Origin of the sequence: Sphingobium sp. 22B (assembly GCF_001580035.1) — a bacterium.
Classification (GTDB): domain Bacteria; phylum Pseudomonadota; class Alphaproteobacteria; order Sphingomonadales; family Sphingomonadaceae; genus Sphingobium; species Sphingobium fuliginis.
Window position 1 is genome coordinate 58,185 of the sequence record NZ_LTAB01000016.1, and the last position, 18,995, is coordinate 77,179.

An 18,995-nucleotide genomic window follows, 5' to 3' on the forward strand; every position below is an offset into this window, starting at 1 on the left:
CGTCACTTCACCCATTTTTCGAGGAAGGCCGTCACCCTGGCGGGATCGCCCTCATCCACATCCGGCGTTCCCGGATCGTCCACCGGCACCAGCGCGACCGGCGCGCCGTCGCCCCCGAAGAGATAGGGCGTGCGGCTGTGGCTCACCAGATAGCCGCTCGCGCCCTTCGTCTCTTCCTTATTGTAGAGCACGACGAAATCCTTCGCCACCCTGGCGATCTCGTCAGGGGTGCCGGTCAGGCCGATCAGGCGGGGATGGAAGGCCGCGACATAGGTTTTGAGGACGGCGGGCGTGTCCCGATCCGGATCGACGCTGATGAAGATCGGCTGGACCTTTGCGGCGAGCGCCGGTTTATCCTTCTCGAACTTCGAAAAGCCCTGCATGATGCGTTGCAGGTCGATCGGGCAGACATCGGGGCAATAGGTGTAGCCGAAATAGACCAGGCGATACTTGCCCTTGAAATCGTCCCAGCGAACCTTCTTCCCGTCCTGATCGGTCAGGGTGAAGGGCGCGCCGATGCTGGCCCCGTGCAGATCCCCCTGGGCGCTTTCATCGCCGCTTGATGCATTGCCCCCGGCCCCCATATTACAGGCTGCCAGCAGGGCGGTCAGCGGCAGGGCGAGCGAAATCAGCGCTTTGTTCATGGCGCCGCCAGCCATGCCCTGCTATGGCCCGATTTGCAAATCCCAACGGGGCTATGGACATAATGACAGGACGTTTTCCGGCTTGGATGGGCCTTGGCCGTGCCGCCGCTCTGGCCCTGGCGCTGCTGTCGCCGGTCGCGGCACAGGCGCAGTTTTCCGACAATTACAATTTTCTGAAGGCGGTCAAGGACGCCGACGGGCAGAAGGTGACCGACCTGATCCAGAAGCCGGGATCGACCGTCATCAACAGCCGCGACGTGACGACGGGCGATACCGCGCTGCATCTGGTCGTCGCCCGGCGGGACAATACATGGCTGACCTTCCTGCTCGCCAAGGGCGCGAACCCGAACCTGACCGACAATAACGGCAACACGCCGCTGATGGACGCGGTGCAGGCCCGGTTCGAGGAAGGCGTGCGCAGCCTGCTGACCTATAATTCGCAGGTGGACAAGGCGAATGGCAGCGGCGAGACGCCGCTGATCCGGGCGGTGCAGCTTCGCGACGTGGCGCTGGTCCGGCTGCTGGTCGCGCAAGGCGCCAATCCCGACAGGCGCGACACGATCGCCGGCATGTCGGCGCGGGACTATGCGGAGCGCGACGCCAGGACGCCGGGGCTGGTGGAAGCGCTGAGCGCTGCGAAGACGAAGACCGCGCCCAAGGGACCGGTGCAGGGGCCGGTGTTCTGATTTTTTTCCTGAAGCGAACATCAGACGATGCGTGTTCCTGCGCAGGAGCACGTATCGCTTAAGGGGAATGTCGCGGGAGACTATCCGTCCCCTCATCGATCTCCACGCAGATCAGACTACCACCCCAGTTCCGCGGCATGATCCGGGTCCGCCAGCGCCGTCAGCCGCCTGGCCGCCCGCCTAGCGAAGCGCAGCGTTTCCGCCTTGCGCCGCGCCGCCGCCAGCGGCTCCATAGGTGCGGGGCGCACCAGTTCGGCGTCATATTGGTCCGCGACGATCAATCCCGTCCGTCCCGGCCATAGCGCCTCGCTCTCGAACAGCGACAGGTCGAAGCCCGACGGCACGGCCCAGAAATAGCGGTCGCAATAATCGAAATAGTCGGGCCATTTCATGTCGCCCAACAGGTCGGCGCGGCTGCACTTGATCTCTACAATAGTGATCCGACCCGCCCCGTCCAGCGCCATGATGTCGGCGCGCCGGCCATTGGGCAGCGGCACTTCCAATATCCCGCTCATGTCATGCCGGAAGAACAGGCGCAGCGTGCCCCGCGCCACGGCCAGAGCCGTGCCGTCCGTGAGGGGCGAACAACTGTCGGAAAGATCGGATTCCATGTCCGGTTCTTAGAACAGGAAGGGAACAAAAGGAAAGGGCCGATTCAGGATCGCCCGAACCGGCCCTTCTTCACCCCCTGCGCGCCCGGCGCGAAACGGTCAGCGATAGAAGACGTGATTGTCTATCGCGGCGAGTTGGCGCTTGCCCCAGCCGGGCGAAACCCGACGGGCGTGGAAATAGAGCGCACCCTCTGCCTTGCTGTCCCAGCTATCGTCCATCGCGATCTGGGCGATGGCAACGGCCTCGCGCCAGCTTTCGCTGCCCAGGCGGATCGACGGCATGCCATTGCCGCGCACGAAGCTGAACTGGCCGGGCTGATAGACGACGCCGCACAGGCTGTCGGCAAAGCGGCCGGACCGGGCGCGATTGATGATGACGCGGGCAACGGCCAACTGGCCTTCCAGGCTTTCGCCCTTGGATTCGAAATAGACGGCGCCGGCCAGGCACTTCATGTCGCCGGAAACATCCTCGGCCGCGCCCTGCGCGTCCACGAGGGCGGCGAGATTGTCGGCCTTCACATCGGCGCTGTCGGAAAGGGGAGCCAGCGGCTGCACGACTTCGCGCGGCGCGGCGAAAGTGACGGCGGGCGTGGCGCCGGCCGGAGCTGCATTCAGCTCATTGCTTCCCGGAAGGGAAAGGACCGACGGAGCCGCCTCGGAAGCGCTCGACATGTCGGCCGCGGTAACCGCCGCTGTGGCGGAAAGGGAAAATGCCGCGAAGATCGCAGCCTTCAGACGAAAACTCATTACAGCTCAAAATCGTGCGGTTCTTGGCCGGGAACGTCAAAAAACCCCTAAAACACGACGTTCGGCCGCCCCCCGTCTGCGTGTTTACCGCATCCGCCCCCCATGGACGAAAACCGGCAACCTGCGCGTTGAAAGCGTCGGAGGCCTGTGCCCGCGCGAGGAAAATGAGTCAACGATCAACAGATCGTTTCAGCGGCGAACCGTTCCGCATAAGCGATGTCGAGTTCGATGACCCACAGATCGGGGTCCGATCCGCGCCGGCGCGCAAGATATTGAGCCATGGCCTCGGCCCCCTTTTCCGGGTCCGGGCCGCAGCGGGTGAGGCGATAGCCGCCCCCATAATCAGGAACGCGTTCGAACAGTCCCTGTTCCCGGCCATTTTCCAGCGCCTGGAGCAGGATCACGCCGCTGACGGCATCGCCCTTCACCAGCACCGTGGCAAAGCCGCCCGCCGCGGCGCAGCGGCGCATCAGGACACCGACCAGCATCGCGCTGGTCAGCCGCGCGTCGGATGGGTCAGCCGGCATAGCCCGGCAGGGAGGAGAGGGGGAATTGCGACCGCATGAAGGTGCCGGTGCCGCGCCCCACCTCCTCGCCGTCGGCGTCGATCAGGCTGGCCTCCGCCACATAGACGCGCCGCTTTCCGCTGATCCAGCGCCCTTCGGCCCGAATCCGGCCCGGCCCGATCGGGCGGGTGAACAACAGGTTGAAGCTGGTGGTCAGCAGGAAGCGATCGCTTACCAGGCTGTTGGCGGCGTAGAAGGCCGCATCGTCCAGCATCTTGAAATAGACCGTGCCGTGCACCGCGCCGGCCGCATGGAACTGCGTCTCGTCCACGTCGAAATGGATGATCGACCGGCCTTCTTCCGGAATCGTCAGTTCCGACCGGAACAGCCGGTTGATCGGTGCGGAACGGTAGAGGGACTCCAGCGCCCGGAAATGCGCCTGCTCCCCGCTGGGCAAGGCGCTGGCGGCGGAACCCGGATCAGGCAGCGTCACGCGCCTCGCCACCGGCGAGCAGGGCATGGAGCGCCGCCGTCGACTTGGCGCCGCGCAGCCGGGCGATCTGCCCCTCGTCACGCAGATAGCGCGAAACGCGGGCCAGGGTCTTCAGATGTTCAGCGCCGGAATCCACCGGAGAGAGCAGCGCGAAGACGATGTCCACCGGCGCTTCGTCCACAGCGTCGAAAGGAACCGCCGGATCGAGCAGCACCACCACCCCGCACATTTTCTGAAGGCCGGGAATCTTCGCATGGGGAATCGCGACTCCGCCGCCAAAGCCGGTCGAGCCCAGTTTCTCACGCTCCAGCAGCGCCTCCGCCACCGGATCGGCAGCCAGGCCGTAGGCCTGCGCAGCCAAGGCCGCAACCTTCTGAAACAACTGCTTCTTGCCGTTCACCGAAAGGGCGGTGCCCAATGCATCCGGTGCGACGATATCGTTGAAATGAACCATGCCGAATCCCAGCCGAGCCGCGCCCAGCTTCGGAAAAATGACGCAATGCCCGGATCTTTAAAGTCCGGCCCCATAGGCCGCCAGCGGATCGAGGTCAACCGGCGGCCGGGGGAAGGCGATCAGCCCAGGCGGGGCTCTACCCAGCCGATGGTCCCGTCCTGCCGCCGATAGACCATGTTGTACGCCGCCGTCCCGGCATTGACGAACAGCAGCGCATTGGTGTTGCGCAGGTCGAGCATCATCACCGCGTCCGACACGCTGGCTTCGGGAATGTCGACCCGGGTTTCCGCCACGATCAGCGGCGCTTCGGCCGGGTCCTCTTCATCGGCCGGGGACGCGAAAATCGTGTAGCCGGCGCCGTCCAGTTCATCGGCGCCATATCCATTGGCCCGGCTGGCCTCCGCCGCCGCGGCCTGCGCGCTGCGGTCCTTCAGCCGGCGCAGATAGCGGCGCAACTGCTTCTCGATCCGTTCGGCCGCCTGATCGAAGGCAGGATGCGCCTCCTGCGCCTCTCCGGCGCCCTTCAGGATCAGTCCGGTCATGACATGGCAGACGATGTCGCAATGGAAGGCGCCGTGCGGGGCCGGCCGGAATGTGACCTGGGCGGAAAGCGCGCGGGAGAAATATTTCTCGGCCATGGCCTCCAGACGGGTCCAGACATGCTGCTTGAGCGCGTCACCCGTATCGACCTGATGCCCGGAAACACGAATATCCATATGCCTTCTCCTTATTCTTGCCGGACCGCCCGGGATTGGCGACCCGGTTGGCGTGGAGGCCGTGAAGGCAGCCCATCCCGAAGGGACAGCCGTAATCAGGCCTCCTCAAGCCAGAGCGGCTTGTCCAGCGTCGCGACGAACGCTGCATGCCGCTCCAGCTCCTCCGCGCCTGCCGCAAAGACACGCGCGGGACGAACAGGGCGAACCGCGACTTCCGCCGCAAGTTCCATATTTACAACGAGTTTCTCTTCCTCCTGTGCAAGACCGAGGCCGATCTGACGGCCGCCGGTCAGTTCGATGTAAAGCTGGGCCAGCAATTCGGCGTCGAGCAGCGCGCCATGCTTGATGCGATGGCTGCGGTCGATGCCGTAGCGGGTGCAGAGCGCGTCGAGGCTGTGCTTGGCGCCGGGGTGAAGCTGCCGGGCGATGGCGACGGTGTCGATCATCCGCTCCATCGACACTTCCGGCAGCTTGCACAGCTTCAGTTCGTGATTGAGGAAGCCGAAGTCGAAGCGCGCATTATGGGCGACCAGATGGCTGTCCTCCAGAAAGGCGAGCAGTTCCTCCACCCCATGGGAAAATAGCGGCTTGTCCCTCAGAAAAGCATCGGACAGGCCGTGCACCGCCTCGGCCGCGGCCGGCATCGACCGCTGCGGATTGTAATAAGCGTGGAAGGTGCGGCCCGTGGGAACCCGGTTGAGGAGTTCGATGCATCCGATCTCGACCAGGCGATCGCCGGAGGCTGGGTCGAATCCCGTCGTTTCGGTGTCGAAAATGATCTCGCGCATCGCCCTCTACAACGACTCTTGCCGGCCAACCTCGCCGGCCCCCTCTTATCGGCCTGTCTTCGCACCAAGGCAAGCGACCAAGCGGCGAACCTGGAAGCGGGTCTCAGCGAAGGTCGTGCCCGTATGGACGATATAGTCGGCCCGCCGCCGCTTTTCAGCATCGGGTGTTTGCAGATGGACAATCCGGCGAAATTTTGCAGCGGTCATGCCGGGCCGGGCCAGAACCCGCTTGCGCTGCTTCCAGGCAGGGGCGGTGACCACGATGACGCCGGCCAGCCGGCGATGGCCATGGGTTTCGAACAGCAGCGGAATGTCCAGCACGACGAACCGGCGCGATCGGTTCCGTTGCAGAAAGGCCTTGCGGCTCTGCTGCACGGCGGGATGGACGATGGCTTCCAGCGCCTTCAATTCCTGGGGATGACCGAAGACCGCCGCGCCCAGCTTCGCCCGGTCGACGCCCTTGGGACCGGTCGTGCCGGGAAAGCGCGCCTCTATCGCCGGCAGCAGCGCGCCGCCCGGCCCCTGCAGGCGATGCACCTCCGCATCGGCGTCGAACAGGGGAACGCCTTCCCGCCGCAACATCCCCGCGACGGCGGACTTCCCCATGCCGATGGAGCCGGTGAGACCGTAGATCTTCATCCCATCATCTTCATGAATCTCAGGCGGCGAGCAGCAGGGCGCGCAATTCCTCGTCCCGTTCGCGCGGCGCCTCCGCATCGAAGAAGATGTCGAAGGCCAGCGCCGCCTGCCCGATCAGCATCTCCAGCCCGTCGAGGGTCTTCAGGCCCCGGATGCGCGCCGCCTTGAGCAACTCCGTCTCCAGCGGCGCATAGACGATGTCATAGACCGTCGCTTCCGGGCCCAGCGGCGAAAGGTCCAGGTCCAGCACCGGCTGGCCCACCATGCCGAGCGAGCTGGTGTTGACGAGCAGGTCCGCCCGGGGGAGCGCATCGGCCATGCCGATCACGCGGCCCCTGACCCCTGCACGGTCGAGCAGCGCCTGACCCTTGGCCGCATCGCGCACCATGACGGTGATGTCCGGCACGCCCAGGCTGGTGAGGGCGAACAGGATCGCCCGCGCCGCGCCGCCCGCCCCCACCAGAACGGCGCTCTGCCCCTTCCACCTGTCGCGCAGCAATGGCTGGAGGAATCCGCCCGCATCCGTATTCGTGCCGATCAGCGGTCCGCCAGTCTCGCTGGCGATGGTGTTCATCGCCCCGATCCGTTCCCGGACGCCGCCCGGATCGTCGGTATAGTCCATCACCGCGATCTTGTGCGGAATGGTGACGTTGCAGCCAAGCCAGTCCGGATCGGCGCGCCGCGCCAGGAAATAGGCGGACAGGCCATCGCCGGTGACATGGGTCTTCCTGTATTCCGCCTCGATCCCCAGCGCATCGAGCCAGAAATTGTGGATCAGCGGCGACTTGCTGTGTTCGATCGGATCACCGATCACTTCGGCATAGGGGAGCTTGTCGGTCATGTCGCCAGAACGCCCCGGACGCGCAGAAAGTCAAGCAAAGGCAGCAGCGGCAGGCCCTGAATCGCGAACTGGCTGCCTTCGACCCGGCTGAAAAGCTGCGCGCCCGGCCCCTCGATCCGGTAGCAGCCGACGCACCAGCGGCAATTTTCCCAATCGCCATCCAGATAGGATGTGATGAAAGCGTCCGACAGAGGCCGCACCGTCATCCGCACGCGCTCGACATGCCGCCAGATCGGTTCGCCGTTGAGCGCGATCACCGCCGCGCTGTGGAGATGATGCACCCGCCCGGAAAGCAGCTTCACTATGCGCTCCGCATCGGCGCGGTCGACCGCCTTGTCGATCATCGTGCCGTCATCCAGACTGAGGGTCTGGTCGCAGCCCAGCACCAGCCCGCCCGGCACCCGGCGCGAGACGCGAAGCGCCTTCAGTTCCGCCAGCGCATCGGCCAGTTGACGCGCATCCAGGCCGTCGGCGCGCAGCGCTTCCTTCGCCGCTTCCTCGTCGACGCCGGGGGACAGCGCCTCGAACGGCACCTGCGCCGCTTCCAGCAGGGCGCGGCGGCTCGCGCTTTGCGATGCCAGCACGATCATGGTCTCATGCTCCTTCCGCCAGCACGCGGTCGTTGAACAGGTTGATGATGGCGGCGGCGGCTTCCTCGATCGACCGGCGGGTCATGTCGATCACCGGCCAGCCATTGTCCGCGAACATGCGCCGTGCGAAGGACAGCTCCTCCTGCACCCGGTCGATGTCGACATAGCTGGTCTCCGGCGCCTGGTTGAGCGACAGCAGGCGATTGCGGCGGATCTGCACCAGTCGTTCCGGGCTGACGGTCAGGCCGACCACCATCGGATGCTTCAGCGAGAACAGGCTGCGCGGCGGCGGCGACTGGATCACCAGCGGGATATTGGCGGTCTTGTACCCGCGATTGGCGAGATAGATGGACGTCGGCGTCTTGGACGCGCGGGACACGCCGGCCAGCACGATGTCCGCCTCCTCCCAATTTTCATGGCCCACGCCATCGTCATGGGCGATGGTGAACTGGATCGCCTCTATCCGCGCGAAATAGGCCTCGTCCAATATATGCTTGCGCCCCGGACGGTTGCGCGTTTCCTGCCCCAATATGTTGGAGAGGGCGTCGGTCACGCTGTCGAGCGCCGCCACATGGGGCAGGCCGAGCGCCCGGCAACGCGTCTCCAGCCGCCGCCGGAGCTGATGGTTGGAGAGGGTGAACAGCACCAGCCCCGGATTGGCGGCGATCTCCTCCATGATCCGGTCGAGATGGACGTCGGACCGAACCATCGGCCAGAAATGGCGCACCGCCTCGACATTCTCGAACGCGCCGATGGCAGCCTTCGCTATGTTTTCCAGCGTCTCGCCGGTCGAGTCCGAAAGCAGGTGGAGATGGATGCGCGACATGAAGAACATCTCTGTGGGGAGGCTGTGGATAAATCAAGGCATAGCTTGCGGGTGAAATCAGGCGCTTTTCGTCCTCCCCGATTCCGGGAATCTTCTCCACAGCCCGCCAACAGAAGGAAATTTCCACCCACAGCCTGTGGATAACGGGAATAAGCCGGCTGACTCGGACCGGAATCGGCGGCCTTGAGGAGTCAAGTTGTTGGCAAATCGGGGCACAGCGCATAAACCCCGCTGCCAACCGCCCCACTATCTCCATCATCCTTTTGAATCTAAATATAAGAGAGTTTATGACGGGACCCGATGCCGCCCTTTCGAATGACCTGACGGCCAAGCCCTTGCTTTCGGTCCTGAAGGGTGCGCGCCCTGCCGTGCCGCCCATGTGGCTCATGCGTCAGGCGGGCCGTTACCTGCCGGAATATCGCGCCTTGCGGGCGGAAAAGGGCGGATTCCTCGAACTGGTCTATGACAGCGCGGCGGCGGCGGAAGTGACCCTCCAGCCCCTGCGCCGCTTCGGTTTCGACGGCGCGATCCTGTTTTCCGACATATTGATCGTGCCCTATGCCATGGGGCAGGACCTCTGGTTCGAGGCGGGGGAAGGCCCGCGCCTCGCGCCGATCCTGGCGGAGACGGAGCTGTCGGTCCTGAAACCGGATTTCAGCCGCTTCGAGGCGGTCTATGAGACGGTGCGGCAGGTCAAGGCGGCGCTGGACAGCCATGTGACCTTCCTGGGCTTTGCGGGCAGTCCCTGGACCATCGCGACCTATATGATCGCCGGGCAGGGCAGCAAGGACCAGGGCGCCGCCCGTCGCCTTGCCTACAGCCAGCCGGAAAAATTCGGCGCGATCATCGATGCCATTGCCGATGCCACCGTGGTCTATCTCTCCGGCCAGATCGAGGCGGGCGTGGAGGCCGTGCAGCTGTTCGACAGTTGGGCGGGCAGCCTGGCCCCACTGGAGTTCGAGCGCTGGGTGATCCAGCCCAACAGGCGGATCGTGGAGAAGCTGAAGGCGATCCATCCGGAGATTCCGGTGATCGGCTTTCCCAAGGGCGCGGGCGCGAAACTGGCGGATTATGCGGCGGGGACCGGCGTCGATGCGGTGGGCGTGGATGAAACGGTCGACCCGCATTGGGCCGACCGGGCGCTGCCGCAGGGCCTGCCGGTGCAGGGGAATCTCGATCCGCTGGCGCTGATCGCCGGCGGCAGGGCGGTGGAAGAGGCCGTGGACAATATCCGCGCCGCCTTTGCCGGACGGCCGCATATCTTCAACCTGGGCCACGGGATTCTCCCCGACACCCCCATTGATCATGTCGAAGCGCTGATTAGCCATGTGCGCCGGATGCGGTCGTAGCGGGAGACTGAACCATGCCTTATCTGGGAGCAGCCTATTTGTGGGTCAAAGCCGCGCATGTCATCTTCGTCATCTTCCTGATGGCGGGCCTGTTCATGATGCCCCGCTTCTTCGTCTATCACCATCAATGTCCGGTGGGGTCGGACGAGGACAGGAAGTGGATCGACCGGGAAAGGCGGCTGCTCAGGATCATCCTCAATCCGTCCCTCATCCTGGTCTGGGTCTTCGGGCTTATGCTGATGGTCGAGATCGGCGCCTGGCATTTCGGCTGGTTCCACCTGAAGCTGCTCTTCGTGCTGGGCCTGTCGGGCTATCATGGCTGGATCGCGGGCTATACCAAGAAGCTGGCCAAGGGGCTGCGGCCGCTCAGCGAGAAGCAATTGCGGCTGGTGAACGAGATTCCGGGAATCGCCGCTGCGGTGATCGTGATCGCGGTGATCGTGAAGCCCTTTTGACATGGCCGTCATCCCAGCCAAAGCCGGGATGACGGAAATCAAAGGGGATCGACCGGAATATTGTCGATCAGCCGCGTCTTGCCAAGCTTCGCCGCACCGAGCAGCCTTGCCGGGCGGTCCAGCACCGTCATCGGTTCCAGCGTCACGGCATCGCACAGCGACACATAGTCGATCGGATCGAAACCATGCGCCGCGAGCAGGGCAACGGCCCTGGCAAGGGCGGCCTCGACGGTCGCGCCCCTTTCCATCTGCCGCGCCGCTTCGCCCAAGGCGCGGGGCAGAGCCAGCGCTCCCCTGCGTTCCTCCTCGCTGAGATAGGCGTTGCGGGACGACAGCGCCAAGCCGTCCTCGGCCCGCTGGGTCGGCACTCCGACAAGCTCGATGGGAACGTCCAGATCGCGGACCATCTGCCGGATCACGGCGAGCTGCTGATAATCCTTCTCCCCGAACAGCGCGACATCGGGGCGGACCTGGTTGAACAGCTTCGCCACCACCGTCGCCACGCCGTCGAAATGGCCGGGCCGGGCCGCGCCGTCCAGACCTTCGGTCACGCCCGAGACGGAGATGTTGGTGGCATAGCCCGCCGGGTACATGACGTCCACGCTCGGCGCCCAGAGGATGTCGACTCCGGCCGCCTGCAGCATCTGCGCGTCCTTCGCCTCGCGCCGGGGATAGGCGTCCAGATCCTCATTCACCCCGAACTGGCGGGGATTGACGAAGATCGACACCGCGACATGCCCGGCATGGCGGCGCGCTTCCTCGACCAGCGCCATATGCCCGTCATGCAGCGCGCCCATGGTGGGCACCAGAGCCAGCGGTTTTCCGTCGCTTTTCAGCGCATCGACGGCGGCATGCAGGGAAGGCAGGTCACGGAGGATTTGCACGACAGGAACGGCTCCGATAAGGGCATCGACAGGGGTATATCCTGCTAAGGCACGACCGGCTGAAACGGTCAAGAATCATTGCGACAATCAACGGGGTTATAAAGGTCCGATGGCGAACGCCCAAACGCACCATATCGTCTTCGCCAATGAGAAGGGCGGAACCGGCAAGTCGACCACCGCCGTGCATACGGCCATCGCGCTGACGGTATTGGGTCACCGGGTCGGCATGATCGACCTGGACCCGCGCCAGCGCACGATCACCCGCTATATGGAGAATCGCGCCGACACCGCGCGCCGCCGCGGCATCGACCTGCCTACCCCGGACTTCGCGGTGTTCCAGGGCGACAGCGTCGAGGCGCTGAACGAACAGGCCGCCGCCATGGCCGAGGGCAAGGATTTCCTGGTCATCGACACGCCCGGCCGCGACGATGACTATGCCCGCCACATGGCCGCCCGCGCCCATACGCTGGTGACGCCGATGAACGACAGCTTCGTCGATTTCGACCTGATCGGGCAGGTGGATGCGGAAACCTTCAAGGTGAAGCGCCTTTCCTTCTATTCCGAACTGATCTTCGAGGCGCGCAAGACCCGGGCCAAGGCCGACGGCGTGACCATCGACTGGGTGGTGCTGCGCAACCGCGTCCAGCATCATGACGCGCGCAACAAGAAGCGCGTCGGAGATGCCCTGATGGAGCTTTCCCGCCGTGTCGGCTTCCGCGTGATTCCCGGCCTTTCGGAGCGCGTGATCTTCCGCGAACTCTTCCCTTCGGGGCTTACGCTGCTGGACAAGGGGCAGCTGGGCGAACTGGGCGTCAGCCATATCGCCGCGCGGCAGGAACTGCGCGAGATGGTGTCGGGCCTCGCCCTTCCCTCGCGCGATGAGGTCGCGCCGGTGGATCTGCTCGGCGCGGCCTGATGGGTCTGCTTGCCTTGGCTTTGATCGGGCTTGCCGCCTGGCTTATCTGGACGGGACGACTGCAACGCATGAGCGCGAAGGATGGCATGGCGCTAGGCGCCGCTCTGGTCGGCGCGGTCATGGCGGCCAAGGGCAAGCCGCTGGTCGGCGCGCCGCTGCTGCTGGGCGCCACCCTGTTTTTCTTCGCCAAGAGCCGTACCGGCAAGGCGAAGGCGGGGTCCGACCAGCCCGCCACCCGAGCCGTTTCCCCTCAGGCGGTGATCGACGCCCGCAAGCTGCTGGGCGTGGGCCCCGATGCCGATGCCAGCGCCATCCGCGCCGCGCATCGCCGCCTCATCGCCTCCGTCCATCCGGATAAGGGTGGTACCGAAGCGCTGGCGGCCCAGATCAACGCTGCCCGCGACCTGCTGATCAGGGAAGCCGCGCAGCGCCACTGAAGCCAAGGGAAGAAGATGCCATGGCCCATCGCTTTCATCCCACGCTGCTGCGCGAATATGACATTCGGGGCGTGGTGGGCCGGACGCTGGGCGAGGGAGATGCCTATGCCGTGGGCCGCAGCTTCGGCACGATCGTCAGACAGGCGGGCGTCAGGCGGGGCGGGGGATCAAGGGTCGCGGTCGGCTATGACGGGCGGCTGAGTTCCCCGGCGCTGGAACAGGCGGTCGTCCAGGGCCTTCAGGATTCCGGCGCCGATGTCGTGCGCATAGGCCTGGGCCCGACGCCCATGCTCTATTATGCCGAAGTGGTCCTGGATGTGGACGGCGGCATTCAGATAACCGGCAGCCACAATCCCCCCGATCATAACGGCTTCAAGCTTGTGCTTCAGCATGAAGCCTTTTTCGGCGCGGCCATCGCGAAGCTGGGAGCGATGGCGGCGGCCGGCGACTGGAGCACCGCCGGAAGCGGAGGCGGGGGCCGGGTCGAGAACGTCGACATCATGGACCGCTATGCCGCCCGGCTGGTGGAGCGGTTCGACGGCGCCGCCTGGCGCATTGGCTGGGATGCCGGCAATGGCGCCGCCGGGCCGGTGGTGGACAAGCTCGTCAAGCTCCTGCCAGGTGAGCATCATGTGCTTTTCACCCAGATAGACGGACATTTTCCCCATCATCACCCCGATCCCACTGTCGAGGCGAATCTGGCGGACCTGAAGGCGCTTGTCCGCTCGAAGAAGCTCGATTTCGGAGTGGCTTTCGACGGCGACGGCGACAGGATCGGCGTGGTCGACGGCCGGGGCCGGGTAATCTGGGGCGACCAGTTGCTGGGTATCTTCGCGGAACTGGTGCTGAAGGACCGGCCGAACGCCACGATCGTCGCGGATGTGAAGGCCAGCCAGGCCCTGTTCGATCGGATTGCCGCGCTCGGCGGGCGACCGCTGATGTGGAAGACCGGCCACAGCCTCATCAAGTCCAAAATGAAGGAGATTGCCGCTCCGCTGGGCGGGGAGATGACCGGGCATCTCTTCTTCGCGGACGATTATTATGGTTTCGACGACGGGCTCTATGCCGCGGTGCGGCTTATCCGGGGGCTGACCCGGCTTGGCCGCAGCGTGACGGCGCTGCGCGATGAGATGCCGGCCATGGTCAATACGCCGGAAATCCGCTTTCCGGTGGAGGAGAGCCGCAAGTTCGCCGTGGTGGAGGAAGTCCGCGCCCGATTGCAGGCCTTGGGCGCAAGCGTCGACGAAACCGACGGCCTGCGAGTCGGCACGCGCGATGGATGGTGGCTGCTGAGGGCCTCCAACACCCAGGATTCGCTCGTGATCCGGGCCGAGGCGAAGGATGAGGAAGGATTGGCGCGCCTGATCGCGGAGATCGATGCGCAACTGGCCGATTCGGGCGTGATTCGCATTTCCGAGGACGATTCCTGATCGAACGGGCAGAAAAAGCGGTCCGTTCGGACCTGCCTTTCCGTTACGGAAATCAGGCTGGAGCATGACAGTTGCATGAAATGCAATCGAACATCAGCTTTTCGCATTTGCGAAAATCATCGCTGCACCGCAAAAGGAAAAGGCCTTTCAGGCATCCTCTCCTAAAACTTTCAAGCCGTCCTCCGGGGCGGCTTTTTTTTCATCCGCTCAGCGCCCTTCTTTTGCTTCCTGCCGTAGCGTCGTTTCGCATTCCGGCGGCGCAGGATACGGAAACCCCCGCAAATTAGGGCTTTTCGAACGATAATTTAACCATATTGCTAATAAGGCCGTGGCTTCGAGGGGATCATTTTCCGGCTAAAGCCATTTGCCACAGACGAGTTTGAAGAGAGGATTCATCATGCCCTTGCGCCGCCCCATCATTGCCAGTGTCCTGTTGTCGGGCGTATTCGCGGCACCCGTCCCGGCCCTGGCGGGTGGTTTCTACCTGCAGGAACAGGCGCCCAAGGAAACCGGGCGCGCGCTGGCCGGCGCCGGCGCGGCGGCGGACGATCCGTCCACCGTCTATTTCAATCCTGCGGCCATGACGGAACTGTCGGGCATCCAGACCTCGATCGGCGGCATCGCGCTGATGGCCTCCGCGCATCAGGCCAATCGCGGCACCTATCGCACCGTTCCAACCCTGCCGGGCGCGCGGGTGCCGGTTGCGGGCAATGACGGCGGCAATCCGTTCGACAAGGTCATTCCGATCCCCAGCTTCTACGTCACGGCGCAGGCGACCGACCGTCTGTGGCTGGGCCTGGGCGTCAACGCGCCGTTCGGGTTGAAGCTGGATTATGACGACGGCTTCTTCGGCCGCTATGACTCGCTCTACACCAACCTCAAAACCTATAATATCCAGCCCAGCGCCGCCTATAAGCTCAATGACAATTTCTCGATCGGCGGCGGCGTCGACGTGCAATATGTGAAGGCGACGCTGACCAACGCCCTGCCGCAGCTTTCGCCCCTGGCCCCGGCCGACGGCTTCGCGCGGCTGAAGGGCGACGATTGGACGGTCGGCTGGAATGCGGGCCTGTTCTACACCAATGGCGACACCAATGTCGGCGTTTCCTACCGTTCCGGCGTCAAGCACAAGCTGATCGGCACGCAGACCATTTCAGGCCTGCTGGGGCCCATCGCCACGGCCAATGGCGAATTGGATGCGTCCGCCCCGCTGGACCTGCCCGACATCGTCACCGTGGGCTTCATGCACCGCCTGACGCCGAAGCTGCGCGCGATGATCAGCGCCCGCTGGTATAACTGGTCGAAGTTCAAGGGCATTGCCATCACCTCCGCCGCCGGCACCAGCAACAAGGAACTGGATTACAAGGACAGCTACAGCGTCAGCCTGGGCGGCGAATATGATGTCAGCCCGGCCTTGACCCTGCGCGCGGGGACGATGTTCGACCGCACGCCGACCAATCCGCAGCACCTGACGACCCGCGTGCCCGATGGCGACCGTTCCTGGCTGACGGCTGGCGCGACCTTCAACATCTCGCCCGCCTTCGCACTGAACGTCAGCTATGCCCATACCTTCGTGGAAAAGGCGAACATCATCCGTCCGGACAGCTATTATCCCGCGCCCGCGACGGTGACGGCGACCACCCTGTCGCGGACCAGCGGCAATGCGGACCAGATCGGCGCTTCGTTGACGGCGCGTTTTTGATGGGAGCGGCATCGGCCCTCGCCCCCACCCGACCGCCCATCAGGATACGATGTCTGGGCGGTCGGGTGGGGTGAGGACCGGCGCGCACGTTTCAGCTTTGCTGAAACGCAAGACAGCTCGCGCTTCTAACCGACGCAATAAATCCCTATAGGGGCTCCATCACCACGGAGCCCCTTTTTCATGTCCGACCATAATCCCGGCCTGCGCCCCTGGCGCGACATCGCCCGCAGGCAATGCCGCCAGATCATGGTCGGCAATGTCCCCGTCGGCGGCGGCGCACCGGTCACGGTGCAGACCATGACCAACACGCCGACCCATGACGTCCGGGCGACCGTCGACCAGATCCGCCGCTGCGAGGAAGTGGGCGTGGACATCATCCGCGTCTCCTGCCCTGACGAGGCGTCGACCGCCGCGCTGAAGCAGATCGTCCGCGCTGCCCGCGTGCCGATCGTCGCGGACATCCATTTCCATTACAAGCGCGCGCTGGAAGCCGCCGATGCGGGCGCGGCCTGCCTGCGCATCAATCCGGGCAATATCGGATCGGAAGCGCGGGTGAAGGAGGTGGTCGACGCAGCCAAGGCCAATGGCTGCTCGATCCGGATCGGCGTCAATGCAGGCAGCCTTGAAAAGGACCTGCTCGAAAAATATGGCGAGCCCTGCCCGGAGGCGCTGGTCGAAAGCGCGCTCGACCATATCAAGCTGCTGCAGGACCAGGATTTCCATGAATATAAGGTGGCGGTGAAGGCGAGCGACGTCTTCCTGGCCGTGGCAGCCTATATGCAACTGGCCGAAGCGGTGGACTGCCCGCTGCATCTGGGCATCACCGAGGCGGGCGGACTGATCGGCGGCACGGTGAAGAGCGCCATCGGCATCGGCAATCTCCTGTGGGCCGGGATCGGCGACACGATCCGCGTTTCCCTTTCCGCCGAGCCGGAAGAGGAAGTGCGCGTGGGTTATGAAATCCTGAAATCGCTTGGCATCCGCACGCGCGGGGTCAAGGTCATCTCCTGCCCGAGCTGTGCGCGGCAGGGCTTCGACGTGATCCGCACGGTGCAGGCGCTGGAGGAACGGCTCCAGCATATCCACACGCCGCTCTCGCTCTCCGTGCTCGGCTGCGTGGTGAACGGCCCCGGCGAGGCGCGGGAAACCGACATCGGCCTGACCGGCGGCGGCGCGGGCAAGCATATGGTCTATCTCTCCGGCCTCACCGATCATACGGTGCAGGACGAAGGCATGATCGACCATATCGTCGGCCTTGTCGAAGCCAAGGCGGCGGAGATCGAAGCGGCCAGGCTGGAAGACGAAACCACCGACGCCGGCAAGGCGGAAGCGGCGGAATGACCGGCGGCGTTCCCAGCCCGGATGATGCGGCGACTGAGCGGAGGGATGCCATGGCCGCTTCCCGTCCTGCGACAGCCACGGGTGCATCCGCCGTGGGTGCGTCCGCCCTGGGCGCCGGGGCGATCGGCAGCCTGGCGCTGGGGGCGCTGGCGCTGGGCGCTCTCGCCATCGGTGCGATCGCCATCGGCCGCCTCCGTATCGGCGGGGCGCGCATCGTGCGCCTTCAGATCGACGAACTGGTTGTCGGCCGCGTGATCCGGAAGACACGCGATTGACCGGGCCGATCCACGGCGTTCCGCATCCATAGGCCACCGGATGGGAAGCGACACCGACCGCGCCCCACCGGCGACCGCATTTCCTCTCGCCTTCGCCGTCTGCTGCGTGGGGGTTGCGCTCTTTTCCGTGATGGACGCCGCCATGAAGGGGCTGAGCCTTTCCATCGGCCTGTTCAATGCGCTGTTCTGGCGCGCCGTGGCGGGCAGCCTGCTGGGGCTGGTGCTGATGCTGCTGACCCGGCAGCGCTGGCCCGGTCGCGCCGTGTTGCGGCTGCATATGCTGCGCGGGACGGTGGTGGCGGTGATGGCCAGCCTGTTCTTCTGGGCGATCATGCGGATGCCGCTGGCCGAGGCCATCGCCCTGTCCTTCATCGCGCCGCTGGTCGCGCTGTATCTTGCCGCGCTGCTGCTCAAGGAACGGATCGGGCGGCAGGCCATCGGTGCGTCGCTGCTGGGCCTGGTCGGCGTTGCCGTCATCCTGTCGGGGCGCGTGCGGGGCGATTATGACGCGGATGCGCTGCTGGGCGCGGGTGCGGTACTTGTTTCGGCGGTGCTGTTCGCCTGGAACCTGATCCTCCAGCGGCAGCAGGCGCAGCTCGCCTCCCCTATCGAGGTCGCTTTCTTCCAGCATGTCGTGATGCTGGGGGTGTTCGTCCTGTTCGCGGCGCTTGTCCAGGGGATGCCGGTCGTGCCGGCGGCGCCCTCATGGGCGCTGGTGGTGCTGGCCGCGACGCTGGCCTTCACCTCGCTTGCGGCGCTCGCCTGGGCCTATGCGCGGGCGGAGGCGCAGGTGCTGATCCCGGTCGAATATAGCGCCTTCCTCTGGGCCGCGATCATCGGCTGGCTCGCCTTTGGCGAACGGCTGACCCTGACCACGGTGGTCGGCGCGCTGCTGATCGTGCTGGGGTGCCTGATCGCGTCGCGCGCGGGATCGGCCGAACCGCCCCATGTCGAACCGTCCGTGGCCTGAAAGGAAAAGCATGTCCGTCACCATTCGCGAGGCCGCGCCATCGGACATCGGCACGATCCACGCCTTCATCCTCGCCCTGGCGGACTATGAGAAACTGTCCCATGAGGTGAAGGCTGACCGCGCCTCGCTCAACAAATATCTGTTCGGCCCACGCCCAATGGCGGAGGTGCTGATCGCGGAAAATGAGGGGAGGGCGATCGGCTTCGCCCTTTTCTTCCACAATTTCTCGACTTTCGAGGGACGGCCCGGCCTCTATCTGGAGGATTTGTTCGTCGTCCCGGAAGCGCGGGGGCTGGGCGCGGGCAAGGCGCTGCTTTCCCGCCTCGCCCAAATGGCGCTGGAGCGGGATTGCGCGCGGCTGGAATGGTGGGTGCTGGACTGGAACGAACCGTCCATCGCCTTCTACCGCTCGCTGGGGGCGCGGCCGATGGACGCATGGACGGTGCAGCGCGTCGACGGCGATGCGCTCAGCGCCCTCGCCTCAGCGCGTCCTGCACGCTGACGCCCAGCAGCACGGCGGTGAAGGCCCCCAGGGCGACGATCACGAGGGTCGGATAAAGCGTGGCGATCATGACAAAGTCTCCTTTCGCGGGACTTTTTGCGCCGGTCCGCCTCCCGTCGACATAAGGATTGTTACGGAGTCGGAGAGACGAGCCGATGGGCCGGACTCTTGACGGGGACTCCCCGCTCGGCGC

The 18,995-nt window shown here is 65.0% G+C and carries 24 protein-coding genes; 11 read left to right on the forward strand and 13 right to left on the reverse strand.

The window, feature by feature from the left end; genetic code table 11:
- Window positions 1-2 precede the first annotated feature (2 nt).
- The gene (locus A0J57_RS14935) at window positions 3-659 is read right to left on the reverse strand and encodes an SCO family protein (RefSeq protein ID WP_173664365.1); all 657 of its coding nucleotides are present in this window, start codon (window positions 657-659) and stop codon (window positions 3-5) included.
- A gap of 47 nt (window positions 660-706) precedes the next feature.
- On the opposite strand from A0J57_RS14935, the gene A0J57_RS14940 reads away from it, so the two are divergent.
- Entirely contained in the window at window positions 707-1,330 is a 624-nt protein-coding gene (locus A0J57_RS14940; protein WP_235600878.1) for an ankyrin repeat domain-containing protein, read from the forward strand.
- 116 nt (window positions 1,331-1,446) lie between these two features.
- Here the strand turns inward: A0J57_RS14940 and A0J57_RS14945 are convergent, their stop codons facing one another.
- The 11 genes from A0J57_RS14945 to A0J57_RS14995 all read right to left on the reverse strand — a co-directional run bounded on the left by A0J57_RS14945 (window position 1,447) and on the right by A0J57_RS14995 (window position 8,541).
- Complete coding sequence (locus A0J57_RS14945) at window positions 1,447-1,941, reverse strand: MmcB family DNA repair protein (protein ID WP_025549623.1); 495 nt, start codon at window positions 1,939-1,941, stop codon at window positions 1,447-1,449.
- A 99-nt stretch (window positions 1,942-2,040) separates the two neighbouring features.
- Complete coding sequence (locus A0J57_RS14950; protein WP_025549622.1) at window positions 2,041-2,688, reverse strand: cell wall hydrolase; 648 nt, start codon at window positions 2,686-2,688, stop codon at window positions 2,041-2,043.
- Window positions 2,689-2,864: 176 nt separating this feature from the next.
- Entirely contained in the window at window positions 2,865-3,215 is a 351-nt protein-coding gene (locus tag A0J57_RS14955) for a DUF1491 family protein (protein ID WP_061934389.1), read from the reverse strand.
- A complete protein-coding gene (locus A0J57_RS14960; RefSeq protein WP_037482870.1) occupies window positions 3,205-3,714 on the reverse strand; it encodes a PaaI family thioesterase in 510 nt (169 codons plus the stop codon). Before A0J57_RS14960 ends, A0J57_RS14955 begins: the two co-directional genes overlap by 11 nt.
- Window positions 3,674-4,141: a PTS sugar transporter subunit IIA gene (locus A0J57_RS14965; protein ID WP_025549619.1), complete on the reverse strand. Its 468-nt coding sequence runs from the start codon at window positions 4,139-4,141 to the stop codon at window positions 3,674-3,676. The genes A0J57_RS14960 and A0J57_RS14965 overlap by 41 nt, the downstream gene beginning before the upstream one ends.
- A gap of 119 nt (window positions 4,142-4,260) precedes the next feature.
- Window positions 4,261-4,857 carry a ribosome-associated translation inhibitor RaiA gene (gene raiA / locus A0J57_RS14970; RefSeq protein ID WP_025549618.1) on the reverse strand — a complete coding sequence of 199 codons (597 nt, stop codon included), beginning with the start codon at window positions 4,855-4,857 and terminating at the stop codon, window positions 4,261-4,263.
- A 95-nt stretch (window positions 4,858-4,952) separates the two neighbouring features.
- A complete protein-coding gene (gene dnaQ, locus A0J57_RS14975; protein ID WP_061934391.1) occupies window positions 4,953-5,645 on the reverse strand; it encodes a DNA polymerase III subunit epsilon in 693 nt (230 codons plus the stop codon).
- Between the two features lie 45 nt (window positions 5,646-5,690).
- On the reverse strand, window positions 5,691-6,284 hold the full coding sequence (gene coaE / locus A0J57_RS14980) for a dephospho-CoA kinase (protein ID WP_061934393.1): 594 nt from the start codon (window positions 6,282-6,284) through the stop codon (window positions 5,691-5,693).
- Between the two features lie 19 nt (window positions 6,285-6,303).
- On the reverse strand, window positions 6,304-7,125 hold the full coding sequence (aroE, locus tag A0J57_RS14985) for a shikimate dehydrogenase (RefSeq protein ID WP_048577554.1): 822 nt from the start codon (window positions 7,123-7,125) through the stop codon (window positions 6,304-6,306).
- Window positions 7,122-7,715 (reverse strand): nucleoside triphosphate pyrophosphatase, encoded by a 594-nt coding sequence (locus A0J57_RS14990; protein WP_061934395.1) that lies wholly within the window; start codon window positions 7,713-7,715, stop codon window positions 7,122-7,124. Before A0J57_RS14990 ends, aroE begins: the two co-directional genes overlap by 4 nt.
- Window positions 7,716-7,719: 4 nt before the next feature.
- On the reverse strand, window positions 7,720-8,541 hold the full coding sequence (locus A0J57_RS14995; protein ID WP_025549613.1) for a pyruvate, water dikinase regulatory protein: 822 nt from the start codon (window positions 8,539-8,541) through the stop codon (window positions 7,720-7,722).
- A gap of 287 nt (window positions 8,542-8,828) precedes the next feature.
- Here A0J57_RS14995 and hemE point away from each other — a divergent pair, with 287 nt between their 5' ends.
- The gene (hemE, locus tag A0J57_RS15000) at window positions 8,829-9,890 is read left to right on the forward strand and encodes a uroporphyrinogen decarboxylase (protein WP_061934397.1); all 1,062 of its coding nucleotides are present in this window, start codon (window positions 8,829-8,831) and stop codon (window positions 9,888-9,890) included.
- A gap of 14 nt (window positions 9,891-9,904) precedes the next feature.
- Window positions 9,905-10,345 carry a CopD family protein gene (locus A0J57_RS15005; protein ID WP_061934399.1) on the forward strand — a complete coding sequence of 147 codons (441 nt, stop codon included), beginning with the start codon at window positions 9,905-9,907 and terminating at the stop codon, window positions 10,343-10,345.
- Between the two features lie 38 nt (window positions 10,346-10,383).
- Here A0J57_RS15005 and panC read toward each other — a convergent pair whose 3' ends face one another.
- Window positions 10,384-11,229, reverse strand: a complete 846-nt coding sequence (gene panC / locus A0J57_RS15010; RefSeq protein WP_061934401.1) for a pantoate--beta-alanine ligase — start codon at window positions 11,227-11,229, stop codon at window positions 10,384-10,386.
- 109 nt (window positions 11,230-11,338) lie between these two features.
- Between panC and A0J57_RS15015 the strand changes: the two genes are divergently transcribed.
- The 8 genes from A0J57_RS15015 (at window position 11,339) to A0J57_RS15050 (ending at window position 18,802) form a co-directional block, all read left to right on the forward strand.
- Entirely contained in the window at window positions 11,339-12,145 is an 807-nt protein-coding gene (locus tag A0J57_RS15015; RefSeq protein ID WP_061934403.1) for a division plane positioning ATPase MipZ, read from the forward strand.
- Window positions 12,145-12,582 (forward strand): DnaJ domain-containing protein, encoded by a 438-nt coding sequence (locus A0J57_RS15020; RefSeq protein ID WP_061934405.1) that lies wholly within the window; start codon window positions 12,145-12,147, stop codon window positions 12,580-12,582. The genes A0J57_RS15015 and A0J57_RS15020 overlap by 1 nt, the downstream gene beginning before the upstream one ends.
- A 20-nt stretch (window positions 12,583-12,602) precedes the next feature.
- Window positions 12,603-14,012 (forward strand): phosphoglucomutase/phosphomannomutase PgmG, encoded by a 1,410-nt coding sequence (gene pgmG / locus A0J57_RS15025; RefSeq protein ID WP_061934407.1) that lies wholly within the window; start codon window positions 12,603-12,605, stop codon window positions 14,010-14,012.
- A 397-nt stretch (window positions 14,013-14,409) separates the two neighbouring features.
- Window positions 14,410-15,714, forward strand: a complete 1,305-nt coding sequence (locus A0J57_RS15030; RefSeq protein ID WP_025549607.1) for an OmpP1/FadL family transporter — start codon at window positions 14,410-14,412, stop codon at window positions 15,712-15,714.
- A gap of 180 nt (window positions 15,715-15,894) precedes the next feature.
- Window positions 15,895-17,055: a flavodoxin-dependent (E)-4-hydroxy-3-methylbut-2-enyl-diphosphate synthase gene (ispG, locus tag A0J57_RS15035; protein WP_044660577.1), complete on the forward strand. Its 1,161-nt coding sequence runs from the start codon at window positions 15,895-15,897 to the stop codon at window positions 17,053-17,055.
- Between the two features lie 50 nt (window positions 17,056-17,105).
- Complete coding sequence (locus A0J57_RS15040) at window positions 17,106-17,330, forward strand: hypothetical protein (RefSeq protein ID WP_044662853.1); 225 nt, start codon at window positions 17,106-17,108, stop codon at window positions 17,328-17,330.
- 40 nt (window positions 17,331-17,370) lie between these two features.
- Complete coding sequence (locus A0J57_RS15045; RefSeq protein ID WP_044660576.1) at window positions 17,371-18,300, forward strand: DMT family transporter; 930 nt, start codon at window positions 17,371-17,373, stop codon at window positions 18,298-18,300.
- A gap of 10 nt (window positions 18,301-18,310) precedes the next feature.
- Entirely contained in the window at window positions 18,311-18,802 is a 492-nt protein-coding gene (locus tag A0J57_RS15050) for a GNAT family N-acetyltransferase (RefSeq protein WP_061934409.1), read from the forward strand.
- Window positions 18,803-18,995: the final 193 nt, after the last annotated feature.